This window comes from Maritalea mobilis (assembly GCF_004363175.1).
In the GTDB taxonomy this organism is placed as follows: domain Bacteria; phylum Pseudomonadota; class Alphaproteobacteria; order Rhizobiales; family Devosiaceae; genus Maritalea; species Maritalea mobilis.
In genome coordinates, this window is the sequence record NZ_SNYR01000001.1 from 1,290,816 (window position 1) to 1,303,590 (window position 12,775).

General features: G+C 50.1%; 13 protein-coding genes and 1 tRNA gene. 4 read left to right on the plus strand and 10 right to left on the minus strand.

Going from position 1 to position 12,775, the window contains the following annotated elements:
* Positions 1 to 173: 173 nt before the first annotated feature.
* From ATL17_RS06165 to ATL17_RS06210, 10 genes are all read right to left on the minus strand, one after another.
* Positions 174 to 1,100 carry a dihydrodipicolinate synthase family protein gene (locus ATL17_RS06165; protein ID WP_133571868.1) on the minus strand — a complete coding sequence of 309 codons (927 nt, stop codon included), beginning with the start codon at positions 1,098 to 1,100 and terminating at the stop codon, positions 174 to 176.
* A gap of 42 nt (positions 1,101 to 1,142) precedes the next feature.
* On the minus strand, positions 1,143 to 2,579 hold the full coding sequence (locus ATL17_RS06170) for an amidohydrolase family protein (RefSeq protein ID WP_133571869.1): 1,437 nt from the start codon (positions 2,577 to 2,579) through the stop codon (positions 1,143 to 1,145).
* A gap of 4 nt (positions 2,580 to 2,583) precedes the next feature.
* Positions 2,584 to 4,011, minus strand: a complete 1,428-nt coding sequence (locus ATL17_RS06175; protein ID WP_133571870.1) for an ABC transporter substrate-binding protein — start codon at positions 4,009 to 4,011, stop codon at positions 2,584 to 2,586.
* The gene (locus ATL17_RS06180; protein ID WP_133571871.1) at positions 4,008 to 5,036 is read right to left on the minus strand and encodes an ABC transporter ATP-binding protein; all 1,029 of its coding nucleotides are present in this window, start codon (positions 5,034 to 5,036) and stop codon (positions 4,008 to 4,010) included. Before ATL17_RS06180 ends, ATL17_RS06175 begins: the two co-directional genes overlap by 4 nt.
* Positions 5,037 to 6,041, minus strand: a complete 1,005-nt coding sequence (locus ATL17_RS06185) for an ABC transporter ATP-binding protein (protein ID WP_133571872.1) — start codon at positions 6,039 to 6,041, stop codon at positions 5,037 to 5,039.
* Positions 6,041 to 6,913 (minus strand): ABC transporter permease, encoded by an 873-nt coding sequence (locus ATL17_RS06190; protein WP_133571873.1) that lies wholly within the window; start codon positions 6,911 to 6,913, stop codon positions 6,041 to 6,043. The genes ATL17_RS06185 and ATL17_RS06190 overlap by 1 nt, the downstream gene beginning before the upstream one ends.
* 7 nt (positions 6,914 to 6,920) lie before the next feature.
* A complete protein-coding gene (locus ATL17_RS06195; protein ID WP_133571874.1) occupies positions 6,921 to 7,886 on the minus strand; it encodes an ABC transporter permease in 966 nt (321 codons plus the stop codon).
* 89 nt (positions 7,887 to 7,975) lie between these two features.
* The gene (locus ATL17_RS06200) at positions 7,976 to 9,535 is read right to left on the minus strand and encodes an ABC transporter substrate-binding protein (protein WP_133571875.1); all 1,560 of its coding nucleotides are present in this window, start codon (positions 9,533 to 9,535) and stop codon (positions 7,976 to 7,978) included.
* Between the two features lie 78 nt (positions 9,536 to 9,613).
* Positions 9,614 to 10,015: a VOC family protein gene (locus ATL17_RS06205; protein ID WP_133571876.1), complete on the minus strand. Its 402-nt coding sequence runs from the start codon at positions 10,013 to 10,015 to the stop codon at positions 9,614 to 9,616.
* Between the two features lie 130 nt (positions 10,016 to 10,145).
* Positions 10,146 to 10,808, minus strand: coding sequence for a GntR family transcriptional regulator (locus ATL17_RS06210; RefSeq protein ID WP_133571877.1), 663 nt, complete (start codon positions 10,806 to 10,808; stop codon positions 10,146 to 10,148).
* A gap of 294 nt (positions 10,809 to 11,102) precedes the next feature.
* Here ATL17_RS06210 and ATL17_RS06215 point away from each other — a divergent pair, with 294 nt between their 5' ends.
* The 4 genes from ATL17_RS06215 to ATL17_RS06230 all read left to right on the plus strand — a co-directional run bounded on the left by ATL17_RS06215 (position 11,103) and on the right by ATL17_RS06230 (position 12,745).
* On the plus strand, positions 11,103 to 11,252 hold the full coding sequence (locus ATL17_RS06215; RefSeq protein ID WP_208111128.1) for a hypothetical protein: 150 nt from the start codon (positions 11,103 to 11,105) through the stop codon (positions 11,250 to 11,252).
* 116 nt (positions 11,253 to 11,368) lie between these two features.
* Complete coding sequence (locus ATL17_RS06220) at positions 11,369 to 11,971, plus strand: hypothetical protein (RefSeq protein ID WP_133571878.1); 603 nt, start codon at positions 11,369 to 11,371, stop codon at positions 11,969 to 11,971.
* A gap of 134 nt (positions 11,972 to 12,105) precedes the next feature.
* Positions 12,106 to 12,600, plus strand: coding sequence for a hypothetical protein (locus ATL17_RS06225; protein ID WP_133571879.1), 495 nt, complete (start codon positions 12,106 to 12,108; stop codon positions 12,598 to 12,600).
* 53 nt (positions 12,601 to 12,653) lie between these two features.
* Positions 12,654 to 12,745 (plus strand) — tRNA-OTHER (locus ATL17_RS06230).
* Positions 12,746 to 12,775 lie beyond the last annotated feature (30 nt).

A 12,775-nucleotide genomic window follows, 5' to 3' on the forward strand; every position in this document is an offset into this window, starting at 1 on the left:
GTATTTTCCCGAAATTCGGAATTACGCTAGTAGACCACAATTTCATATATGTAAAATGCACCTTTAAATGTCTAATAGTCCTAAAATCTTCCACGCACCCAAGACGAAAAAACGGCTGGGGCGATTGCACCCAGCCGTTTCAATTAGAACAAGGATTGTCTTTCAGATTGCCCTTAGGACAATTTAGCCAAAGCCTTTTCTTGTCGCTCGATCAGCAAATCAATTTCCTGTTTTGCAGCAGCAGACAGTTTTGGCCCCGGCTTGCGCAACGCATCGCTGGCAATAATGCCGCGCTTCGCCATTACATATTTGCGGATGGCCAAGCCCAAACCCGGCTGCTGCTCATAGCGCGCAAGCGGCAGATAAGCGTCGAACAAATCGCGGGCATAGTCGGCATTGCCTTTGTTAAATTCCTCCACCACGCGCGTCATCATCTCAGGATAGGCAAAGCCTGTCATGGCGCCATCTGCATCGCGGCCCATCTCTTCGGTGAGGAACAAGCCGCCATTGCCACAAAGGATGGAGATGCGTCGGTCTAAATTGCCCTCAGCACGCAGATAAGAAATCTTTTCTAGGCCCGGCCAGTCTTCATGCTTCAGGCAAACGCAGGTCGGCACATTATTCACGATCCGCGCAATCACATTTGGCGACATTTGCACATTGGTGACCAATGGGAAATCCTGCAGCACGAACGGCACATCACCAATCAGCTCGGCAACTTGAACGTAATAATTGACAATAGCATCATCTGTTTTCAGCGACGATGGCGGCGCAATCATCACGCCAGCTGCGCCAAGTTCCATCACCATATCGGTGAGCGCCTTGATCTGCGCAAAGCCGGGGGCGGAAACACCAACAACAACTGGCACGCGCCCGTCAACCCGCGCCAAAATGCGCTCCACCACTGTGCGGCTTTCTTCGATGGTCAGCTTTGGTGCTTCACCCATCATCCCCAAAACAGTGAGGCCCGTGGCCCCCACTTCAAGATAAAAGTCGACCATGCGATCGCAGCTTTCAAAATCGATGTCGCCACTTGGTGTAAATGGTGTCACCGCGATCACAAAAACGCCCTTTGCATCTTCGGTTAGTTTTGAGCTCATTCTTGTCCCCTAGTCTTATTGTCTTTTTAAAAACAGATTGGATTATGCTGTAACTGTCCAGAAATCATCTGGCGTCGCCAAGTCTTTTTGGCCGCCAATTCTCTCGATCATCAGTTGGGTTTCTTGTTCTGCATCTTGGATGATTTCTTGCTCATCCACACGCACCGCACGCCCGTTCTTCAACACATGTTCGCCACCTACAATAACGTTCGACACATCATTGCCATTGGCGAAACACACAACGCGGTGCACAGGCATGTTGGCTGGTGCGAGGTGCGGCTTGCGCATATCGACGCTGATCAAATCGGCAGATTTGCCCACCTCAAGTGAGCCAATTTCATCCTCAAGGCCCAAAGCCCGCGCGCCATCAATGGTGCACATGGCCAAGGTTTTGCCGATGGGCAGAATGGATGAATCCCGGAAGTGACGACGATGATAATGCATGGCCTGCTGCATATGCCGGAACATATCGGCAGAACGGTCAGGTGCTGTCGCATCTGAACCCAAGCCGACAATGGCACCTTTTTCCATCAGCTCCGTTGCCGGGCAGCGCCCAGAAATAGACGCATTGGCAGAAGGATTGTGCGCAACTTTGGCGTCTGTCTCGGCGATCAAATCGATCTCATCTTCATGCAGATCAATACAATGCGACAGAAGCGCATTCGCGCCCAATGTGCCATTCTTATGCGCACGTCGAACAGACCCGCGCCAATGCCCATCTTGGGTAAAGACCAAGCCTTGCTCTACAGCATAATCAAAAACCTGCTTGGTTTGCTGCAACGCCTGCTCATAGGCTTCGGGCGACAAATCCCGCTCATGTTCATCACGCAACACGGGATAAAGCATGGCGATCTTGATCCGCCCTTCCCGCTGATTGTGCCACTGCGCCGCCACCTGCTTTGAGGTTTCAAACTGCGTTTCAAACGAAACATCATAGGCCTGTTGGTCGTTACCTTGCCATTCGGCATAGACCAATGGATGCGGCGCACGAGTTGGGCCAACGGCCACAACGGAACGTGTGCCCACATCCAACACACCTTCGCAATGCGCGGCGGCATATTCAGGCTTATCCGTGCGCATGATGGTGTCGCCACCACCCAAAAGAGAAACGCCAGTTGTCACGCCAAAGCGCAGACGCTCAAGCGCGGCAAGGCGCGCTTCTGCCCGCCAAAATGATGGCGGCGACGCTTTCGTGTAGACCTCGCCACAAATATCTTCCCAACGCGGCCCCAAATGCATGCCCATGGTTTTGATCAATCCATGGCCCGCATGGGCGTGCACATCTACCAAACCAGGCAACACGACATGACCTGTCGCATCAATTTCTTCGCGAGCACTGTGAGCGCCACTGATCTCGTCGCGGTGACCAATCGCAACAATCTTGCCACCCTGAATGGCGATGGCACCATTTTCAATCACACGGAAGTCCGCATCCATCGTGACCAAGGTTGCGCCCTTAACAATCATATCCACATTCATGGCATTACCCTTCCAAATTCGGCAATTCAGTCACATTGATCACCCCATCAAACGGCATTTTGAAGTCAGGATGATCGCCTGCAACGCCAATGACTTTGATCGGGTTGTAAAGCGTGAGCCAGGCCGGATCTTGCTGCAACAATTGATAAGCTTTTTGCCAAACCGCCGCCCGCTCATCCGGATCCGCAATGCGCTGCCCTTCATCAAGCAAATCTTCAATCGCGGTATTTTGGTAGCCCTGCCACCAAGCCCCGGCGATGCGGCTATCAATCTTTTCATAAAGAACGCGGAACGTGCTCATCGGGCTGGAGTCGAAAACACACATATCTTGGATCTCTTTGCGGCGCACCATATGAGCATATTCTTCCCGCTCGGGGTGAATGGTGACGTTGAAATCAATACCGACCTCAGCCAGTTGCGCACCAAGCGCTGCAGTCAATTTCTCTGCCTCATCCGGCAAACGCGTCGGGCAGTCGACATTCAATGTCAGCCCATCCGCATACCCCGCATCTGCCAGCAGCTGGCGCGCGGTTTCACGATCACAGGCCATGGTGCCCGCGTCTGCTGCGCCATAATGATTGGGACTGACGAATCCCAAAAGAGGTTTAGCTGCGCCACCCAAAACTGTTTCAATCAGTGCGTCTCGATCAACCGCAATATTCACTGCACGCCGCACGCGAGGATCTTGAAATGGCCCATCTTGTGCATTCAGCAAATAGATGATGGCCACCGGCGACAAGAAAGTATGCCGCGCAGCGCCTAGCGATTTCGACGCTTCAAACGGCAACATCGTCGCCACCTGCACCGCACCAGATTGCATCTTCGCCAATCGATCATCAGGCGACACCACATGCTGCCACACTATTTCACGATTTTGCGGTGTGAACATAAAATGTCCCTCCACCCGCTCGGCGCAAACCCGATCAGGCGCAATGGAACAAATTTTATACGGACCTGTGCCGATATAGCTGTCGCGCCGATCCGCATCGAGCGCGGCAAAACTAGACGGCGCAACCATAAAGCCTTGCTCAAACACATCGAGCAAATCCGCCATCGGCATCGCCAATTTGATGGTCAATGAAGTGGGGCTTTCGACCACAATCTCAGCATCACCGAGATATTGCCGCCACACGGCGGGCGAACCGAGCGTGTAGCCTTTATCTTCACGCGCCATGCGCAAGATATTCTGCTTCACCGCGTCCGCATCAAACAAAGTGCCATCATGAAATTGAACGCCCTCTTGCAGCTCAAAGCGCCACACTTTTGCGTCATCATCCACTGACCAACTTTTCGCAAGCAACGGCAGATAGTGCTTCTCCACCCGTCGCACCAATGTGTCAAAAATGGCGTGATAAATGGTCAGATCATCAGCTGAGTCTGTGCAATCATGCGGATCGCCGAGCGCTAGACGTGGCTGTGCAATAATGGTCATGCCACTTCCCTTTCTGGCTCGTCAGTCAAGTGACAAGCAACAGATTGACCATCACCAACATCTTTGAGAACAGGCCGTTCTTTTGCGCAACGATCCCACGCAAACGGGCATCGGGTTCTAAAGCAACAACCAGAAGGCAAATTCAAAGCTGATGGCACTTCACCTGTCAGTTCAATTTCTTCCTTATCGCGCGTCGGCTTAATTGATGGTGCTGCACTCAAAAGTGCCCGCGTGTAGGGATGTTTTGGCTTTGAGAACAGCTGATCGCGTGGCGCGTTTTCAACCATAAAGCCCAAATACATCACGCCCACCCGGTCTGCGATATGGTGCACCACAGATAGATCGTGACTGATGAACAAATAGGCCAAGCCAAACTCGTCGCGCAAATCCATCATCAAGTTCAAAATCTGCGCTTGAATAGACACGTCGAGCGCGGAAACAGGCTCATCGGCAATGATCAATCCGGGCCGCACCGACAGGGCACGGGCAATGCCGATACGTTGCCGCTGACCACCAGAGAACTGGTGCGGATATCGGCCTGCATGTTCACTGTTCAAGCCTACCTTAGCCAACAAAGCTTCAATCTCTGCCGGAATATCCTTTTGCGATTTCGCGTCTTTTGTTTGTTCGAGCAAAGGCTCGGCAACAATGTCGCGCACCTTTTGCCGTGGATTCAAAGAGGCAAATGGATCTTGGAAAATCATTTGCATCTTGGCCCGCACGGGCAACATTTCTGAAAAGCCGTAATCAGAGATATTTTCGCCATCGATCAAAATGTCACCGCCTGTAGGCGAATAAATGCGCGCAATGGTTTTCGCCACTGTCGACTTGCCGCATCCACTTTCACCAACCAGCGCCATCACTTCGCCCGGCTCGATTTTAAAGCTCACGCCATTGATGGCCTGCACCACAGGATTTTCGATGCGAAAACCCTTCTTGTCGAGGCGCATGCGATCCAACAAACCGCCACCGATGGGGAAACGCATTTTGAGGTCACGAACCTCTAACATTGGGGTATTTGACATTTACTTCTCCCCCGGTTGCAATGGAAAATGGCAAGCGGAAACCAGCGAATTATGCTGGGGCTTTAGCGTTGGTTCTTGTTCCGCACATAAATCCTGTGCCCGCGGACAACGCGCTCGGAAATTGCAGCCCTTCGGCAAATTGCGGATATCCGGCACATTGCCTGGAATTTGATTAAGCCGCGCCATCCGATCAGTTGGATCAGGAATACTGTCAATCAAACCGCGGGTGTAAGGATGCGATGGACTTTCGATAATGTCGCGGGTTTTGCCCTGCTCCACCACCTGGCCACAATAAAGCACCGTAATATGGTCGGCCATTTCTGACACCACGGCCAAATCGTGGGTCACCAAAATCATCGACGCCCCATTGTCCGCAATTTGCTGACGCATCAGCTTCAGGATTTGGCTTTGAATGGTCACATCCAGCGCCGTGGTCGGCTCATCCGCAATGATCAAGCGGGGCTGCGCCAACATGGCGATCGCGATCACCACCCGCTGCCGCATACCGCCGGAAAACTGGTGCGGATAGGCTTTCAACCGCTCTTCAGCTTGGCTGATGCCAACGCTTTCCAGCATTTTGATGCAGGCCTGTTTGCGGGCATCCGCATCCAAATTCGAATGCAGCCGCAACACTTCATCCATCTGGTCGCCGACGGTATGAAGTGGGTTCAGCGAGGTCATGGGATCTTGGAACACCATCGAGATGTCCCGACCGCGAATTTCGCGCAAGCGCTCATCGCTGGCTTTCGCCAAATCCTCACCATCAAATAGAATTTCGCCGCCTTCAATTTTGCCCGGGCTCTCGATCAGGCCGAGGATGGAGAAGCCAACAACAGACTTGCCGCCGCCACTTTCACCCACAAGGCCCATAATCTCGCCAGCACCGATTTTAAAGCTAACGCCATTCACTGCCTTCACCACACCAGCGAAGGTGTGAAAATGGGTGCGCAGATCTTTCAGCTCAAGCAATGGCTGATCTGTTTGCGTTTCAATTGTAATGGTCATTACTTCAACCTCGGATTGAGTTCGTCACGCAAAAAGTCACCAAACAAATTGATGCCAAACACCAGCATCATGATGGCCAGGCCGGGGAACACAGAGGTCCACCACAAGCCGCTGAACAACACGTCAAAACCGTTCTTAATCAGCAAGCCAAGCGACGGTTGCGTGATTGGCACGCCAACGCCCAGGAAGGACAGAGAAGCCTCAATCAAGACGAAGGTACCCACCTGAATGGTCGCGATCACGATGAGCGGTGTTAAAACGTTCGGCAAAATATGTTTGCGGATGATTTTATGGTTGGGCAAACCCGCCACTTTGGCGGCCTGCACATATTCTTTTTGCTTTTCTGAAAGGGTTGAGCCCCGCACCGTACGGGCATAGACGACCCAGCCCACCGCTGTCAGCGCGATCAAAACCTTATCGATCCCCGTGCCAACCGCTGACATCAAAAACAATGCGATCAAGATGGATGGGAATGACAACTGAATGTCGGCAATGCGCATAATGATGCTGTCCAAAATGCCGCCATAAAAGCCAGCAACCAGCCCCAAAAATGTACCGATAAAGCACGAAGCGCACATGGCAGCTAAACCGATAAACAGGGAGATGCGCGCGCCATACAAAATGCTGGCCCAAACATCGCGGCCCTGCCCATCAGTGCCAAAGGGGAACCGCGGGTCACCACCCTCAAGCCACATCGGTGGCTTGTAGCTATCCATCAAATCCAGAGACGCAATATCATACGGGTTTTGCGCGACGAGGAACGGCCCAACCAAAACGGCGAACGCAAAAGCGAACATCAAAGCGCTGCCAATAATGGCCGACCAGTTTCTGGTGTAGTTGAAGAAGAATTCGGATGCGAAAAAACGTGTCATTTTGAACTCACTTCAATGAAATACGAGGGTCAATCAGCGTGTAGACAAGATCAACAATGAAGTTGATGACCACAAAGATCAGCGCCACAAGCATGAGATAAACAACAATGACAGGACGGTCGGCGCGATAGATTGAGTCAATCAAAAGCTTGCCCATGCCCGGCCAGGAGAAAATGGTTTCTGTGATGGTCGCAAAGGCAATCAAGTCACCAAGCTGCAAACCGAAAATTGTCACCACAGGGATAATCGCGTTTTTAAGCCCGTGCCGATAAAGCACATCACGGCGCGACACACCTTTGGCCTTGGCGAACTTCATAAAGTCTTGTCGGCCGACTTCCATCATGCCCGCACGGGTCATCCGCAACAAAATCGCTGTTGTGGCTAGGGAAAGCGTGATCGCAGGCAGCACAATATGGTGCCATCCATCACCGGTCAGCAGCGAAATACGCAAGCCGAAAAACTCGGCAGTATCGCCGCGGCCAGATGAAGGGAATATGCCCCACTGCACCGCAAACAAATAGATCAACACCATGCCGACCCAAAATCCGGGCAGTGAAATACCAAGCAATGAACCCGCCATAATAAAGCGGCTGATTTTGCTTTCAGGGTTTGCACCCGCATAAACGCCCAGCGGAATGGAGATAACCAGCGCGAACACCATCGCCACCAAAACCATTTCAACTGTGGCGGGCAGGCGTTCCATAATCAGCGTCATGGCAGGCTGGCGGAACACATAGGAGTAGCCAAAATCGCCCTGCACAAGGCTCACCAAAAAGCGCCAATATTGCACGGGCATTGGCTGGTCTAGGCCCAGCAGCCGCCGCGCTTGCGCAATCTCAGCATCGGTTGCATCAACAGGCACAACCATAAAAACGGGGTCGCCTGTAAAACTCATCATCAAAAACACAATGACGGACACAATCCAAAGGACGAGCGTCATTTGCAGCAGTCGCTTAACTAAATATCCAAACATGGGAAGGGCTAAACCTGGTTCAAATTATCAGGGAATGAGGACCAGCAGCTGAGGGGCGCCGCTGATCCTGCAGGGTTAGTGCTTAGCGCTTATTCGACATCCATGTCGTAAGCCCACATGAACTTGTCGACACGCGGCTCAAGGGTAACGCCCTTACGCACCGCATAAATGTCTTGTTCGTAGTGAACGGGGATCATTGGAATGTCTTTGAGCAAGATCTTTGTCGCTTCTTGCAGAATGCGATCACGCTCTTCCACTTTTGCAGTGGCGTCAGCCTGATCAACCAAGGCATCAAGCTCTGGGTTTGAATATGAACCGCGGTTCACTTGGCCATAGCCTTCTTTCTTGTCCCGAGAATAGAACAAGGCGCCATACATGTTGCCAGCATCGCCTGATGGCACATCCCAACCGCTCATGATGAAGCTAGAATTTTCTGTTGGCACACGGATGTAACCCCAGAAGTTCGACTTCGGCATAATGTTGAGCTGCAGATCAATATTGATCTTGGCCAACATAGACGCCAACGCTTGAGCGATCTGACCGTCATTCACATAACGGTTGTTGGTGGCATCAAGGGTCATGGTGAACCCGTCTGCATAACCTGCATCAGCCATCAACGATTTTGCTTTTTCGATATCCAACGCATAGATGTCGCGGAAGCTTTCGCCATCCACATAACCGATGTGAGATGATGGTACGAACTGGTCACTTGGCGTGGCCAAACCGTTCATCACGATCTTATTGATCGCATCCACATCAATCGCACGTGCAATCGCTTCACGCACCCGCACGTCAGTCATCGGGTTAGGGCCTTCGATGGTTGGTGATTTTTCACGCATGTCCATGGCCAAAACGATATTCAGCAAGCTTGGGCGTGTTAGCACCTCAAACTTGTCTTCGCTCTTCACCCGTTCCACATCGCGAACCGCGAGATCTTGGATCACGTCAACTTCACCAGTCAACAAAGCAGCCGTACGCGTTGCAGGGTTGGTGATTGGACGGAAAGTGACGCTATCGATTTTCGCAGCGCCGGCCCAATAATCTTCAAACGCAACAAGCTCGAGCTTTTCTTCCTTGATCCACTCTTTCAACTTATATGGCCCTGTGCCCATGGGCTGCAGGTCCATTTTTTCGTCGCCAGTTTCTGTGGTGTATTCCTCATCAAGGATAAGCAATTCAGCCAAATCATTTGGCAACACAGCATATGGCTTTGGCGTGATGATCTCGACTGTTGTGTCATCGATCTTTTTCGCATCAGCAATATTCGCCACAAGGTCAGGACGAATGGAGTCACGGGCCTTATTGATCGTGAAAATCACGTCATCTGCCGTAAACGCATTGCCGTTGTGGAACGTCACGCCTTCGCGCAGTTTGAAGCGCCAAGTGGTGCCATCCACGTTTTCCCAGCTTTCCGCCAATCCAGGACCGAAAGACAAATCACCAGCCCGCTTCACCAACGGATCATAGAGGTGATAATACATAATATTGGACGACAGCTCTTCGCCAGCTAACGGATAAAGATGACTTGGATCAGATGTTAGACCAATGGTCAGCGACTTATCTGCCGCCATAGCGCCAAATGTGCTAACGGCTGCAAATGCAACACTGGTTGCGCACAATTGCAGCGCCCGTTTTGGGGTTATTCTCACTTTACTTCTCCCTTTTAGATAGTCCGTTTTTTTCAGACGACCACACGCAAGACGGCGCGCAGCCACTCCTCCCCCGGTTTAGTGCCCGGGCTTCGCAGTCTGAACTTCGATTTGATAACCTTCTGGATCGTTGAAGGCGAAAGCGCGAATACCTAGCTCTTCGCTGTCCCTCAGCGGCTTCAGCCCTTCAACATTTTGCGCAGAAACCCACGTATACCAATCGTCCACATTCGGCACACGCAGACACAATTGAACGGTTTTTTGCTCAGCCCATTTCTGCATGCCCCGCACTTCGTCTACCAAGCCAACATGGGCACCACCACCAATGGCGTAGATTTTTGACCAGCCCTGATCAATGGCGAGTTTCAACCCCAAAACTTCTTCATAGAAGGCACAAGCCTTCGGCAAATCACGATAATATTGAAACGTAATCGCCAGAATGACTCCATCTTGTGGACGAACTGCATTGGTTGAACTCATACCGAAAGAACCTCAAAATCATGAATATGTATTCCTACGGTATACCATAAAAATGCTGAGTCAATATTGCTGATTGAATTTTCTCAAATTCTACCCATGCAGAAATGCAAATTTGTTGGAAATTCAGGCCTTAGAACGGCTGAGAAATATGTAAAATAATCGCTTCGCGCACATTGGTCAGGTGCACACGCATTGCTTCAAGCGCCGCATCTGCGTCACGCGCAATCACTGCATCAATAATCGCCAAATGCTCATGACACCCCGGTTCAAACCGATCCGGAATCGAGCCTTTATCATAGATAATGGTTTTGGTTTTGAGATTCTCGATCAGCTCTGTCAACAAGCCTGACCCCGCCATACGGGCCAAGGCCAAATGCAACCGACGATCTACAGATGCGTGTGTCTCAGCGTCAGGCCGCGGCCCTTCGAGAAAACCTTTGATCTCCGAACGCAATTCAAGCAATTCATCCAAAGGCTTACCAGAAAGCGCCGCTTGCCGCGTTGCCTCACATTCCAGCAATCGGCGCACATGCAAAATTTCCATAATGTCCGATAGCGAAATGCTGTTCACCACAGGCGCCCCGCCCGCTGGCTTGGCCACAAGCCCCTCGCTCATCAATTGAGCAATCGCCTCCCGCACCGGCGTGCGCGAAACCCCCAATCGATCCGCAAAAGCCTTCTCCTGCAACCGAGTACCAGGTACCAATGTGCCGTCCAAAATCATGCCCCGAATTCGCTGATAAGTAGATTTCCCCAATGTCGGTTCACTGCCCAAATAATCAGATGGGGACATAATCTTTCCTCTATTTCACCTATTCCGAGACCTTAAAAATGGCTCAAACAACATAATTGAACTACCATTGTATACACTCGATATGCCAAATTTCAACCTAAACAAGTTAAATGATTGGTCAAACACGTTTAGAGCGGCAAAAGCTTCTCAATATCCCAACGATCAATGCACTCAGTATAGGTCCTAAGTTGTTCGAAAAAGAAGTTACCACTACCCACCAAACAAAATGGGGTTGTTCCTGACAAGGCAAGATGGGCTGTCTTATCGATTGATCGTCAAAACATGGAGACGATCATGTCTGAAATCATCACGCTTAAGCAAATCTGCGAAGAACTGAAAATCGACCCACGTGAAGCACGCGAAAAGCTACGCAAAGCAGCACGCGACAAAAAGAATTATCCAGCATGGCTGCTCACAAGCCACGCACGCCTTGGCAATGGTTAATGGGATCAAACGGGAAAAAGGAAGCAAGGAGAAAACTTAGGCCATGAGTAACTTGCATATGCTTTAGATTTTTTGTCTATTTTAATCAATTCTATCTTTTTGCAGTAGGATTTGAAATGCAGGAACTGCTCAAGCTAATTAAAAATTCAGATGAGTTACCTTACGACTTAGCTTTGGAAGCAATAAATGATATCCAAAATAGTGGTTTCAGCAATTATCGAAAAGCAGCAGAAAAAATACTATCTGGCGCAGGTGAACTTTTGCCAGACAACTATTTACGCCTTTTTATCATGGCAGATATAACAGATGCGGAAGCACGAGCCGCCATGAATAGACAAAAAAGAATTATAGAAGATGCACGCTTTCTCTTGCCAGCAATGCTTCGCCTTACAAATGTGAAAGACACAAAAAACTTAGAATATATACTCGGGCTAATCCGTTCGTGTTGCCATGACTTCCCCATCATAACTCAGGCAGTTCATAAGAAACGAGGACACCGAGAGGCAGTTCAAAACCTCACCTCCATGATTTCTAACCTTGAAGAGTTGGTTAACTACCTCGATCAAAACGAATCCTTTGTTGACTTCGACTTTGAGAGCCAAATGGAATTCGATGCAGGCAAAAAAGTATCGTATAGTGAATTTGTCACCGAAGTCCAACATATGCGCCTCGCAGCCCAATATGTGATCTTTGCAGATGAGATTGGTGAACGCGAATAAACATAACAGACAATCGAGCGAAAACGCTTATCGTTGACTATGCTTATCAGATTTCGTTGTCGCAACACGCTCCCCTCTTCATCACTACACCGGGTTCCGATTTTTCGCTATTTTGCTCTTTTCAATACGAACTTGTGTCTGGCGAAGCAGATGCCAGTTTTCACGGAGCAATTAGTAAATTTGCGCGAAGCGAGGAACGCGCACGACATGATGAATGGCATCAAGAGTCTCTGTGGGAGCAATCAGATGAGGGCATGAGAGCTCGTGAAAGTGATAATTTTGCTTCCTACCGTTACAATAAAGAAGACCTAAACAAAGAATTACATCAACTAGAACAATTTCAAAACTGGCTTGGAGAAGATAGCTTTGCATATGATGTGATTAATAAGAGAGTTTTGGAAGCCAAAAAAAGATTTCAGCGTAATCAGAGGCTACATGGCCCATTCATGGTCTGGGCTGATCAAGTCAGCAAAGGCGAATGGGAAAAATCAAAAATTGTAATATCTAAAATTCGACAGAAGTCGCTCGAATTCGAAATACAACTAGGTGAATTGAAACGCCGCGTGTCCAGAGGTCGCGAGGAAATAGATGAATTAGAGCGTCGTTTATCTGAAATTCATGAAATATAAAATCCGGATCAACACATCCTCACCCTACAATAATAAAACTGCGTCATGAGGATCGCAGTGTAGCTCAGATGGATAGAGCGCTGGTTTTCGTCAGTTGAAATTCAATTGGATCAGTAGGTCACAGGTTCGAGTCCTGTCACTGCGCCTCAAACAGCTGACCAAAAAAACCAATCGC

What these genes read in the sequence shown, in the direction of transcription:
- ATL17_RS06165 (WP_133571868.1), bottom strand. Translation starts at nt 1,100, where the DNA reads ATGAGCTCAAAACTAACCGAAGATGCAAAGGGCGTTTTTGTGATCGCG.
- ATL17_RS06170 (WP_133571869.1), bottom strand. Translation starts at nt 2,579, where the DNA reads ATGAATGTGGATATGATTGTTAAGGGCGCAACCTTGGTCACGATGGAT.
- ATL17_RS06175 (WP_133571870.1), bottom strand. Translation starts at nt 4,011, where the DNA reads ATGACCATTATTGCACAGCCACGTCTAGCGCTCGGCGATCCGCATGAT.
- ATL17_RS06180 (WP_133571871.1), bottom strand. Translation starts at nt 5,036, where the DNA reads ATGTCAAATACCCCAATGTTAGAGGTTCGTGACCTCAAAATGCGTTTC.
- ATL17_RS06185 (WP_133571872.1), bottom strand. Translation starts at nt 6,041, where the DNA reads ATGACCATTACAATTGAAACGCAAACAGATCAGCCATTGCTTGAGCTG.
- ATL17_RS06190 (WP_133571873.1), bottom strand. Translation starts at nt 6,913, where the DNA reads ATGACACGTTTTTTCGCATCCGAATTCTTCTTCAACTACACCAGAAAC.
- ATL17_RS06195 (WP_133571874.1), bottom strand. Translation starts at nt 7,886, where the DNA reads ATGTTTGGATATTTAGTTAAGCGACTGCTGCAAATGACGCTCGTCCTT.
- ATL17_RS06205 (WP_133571876.1), bottom strand. Translation starts at nt 10,015, where the DNA reads ATGAGTTCAACCAATGCAGTTCGTCCACAAGATGGAGTCATTCTGGCG.
- ATL17_RS06210 (WP_133571877.1), bottom strand. Translation starts at nt 10,808, where the DNA reads ATGTCCCCATCTGATTATTTGGGCAGTGAACCGACATTGGGGAAATCT.
- ATL17_RS06215 (WP_208111128.1), top strand. Translation starts at nt 11,103, where the DNA reads ATGTCTGAAATCATCACGCTTAAGCAAATCTGCGAAGAACTGAAAATC.
- ATL17_RS06220 (WP_133571878.1), top strand. Translation starts at nt 11,369, where the DNA reads ATGCAGGAACTGCTCAAGCTAATTAAAAATTCAGATGAGTTACCTTAC.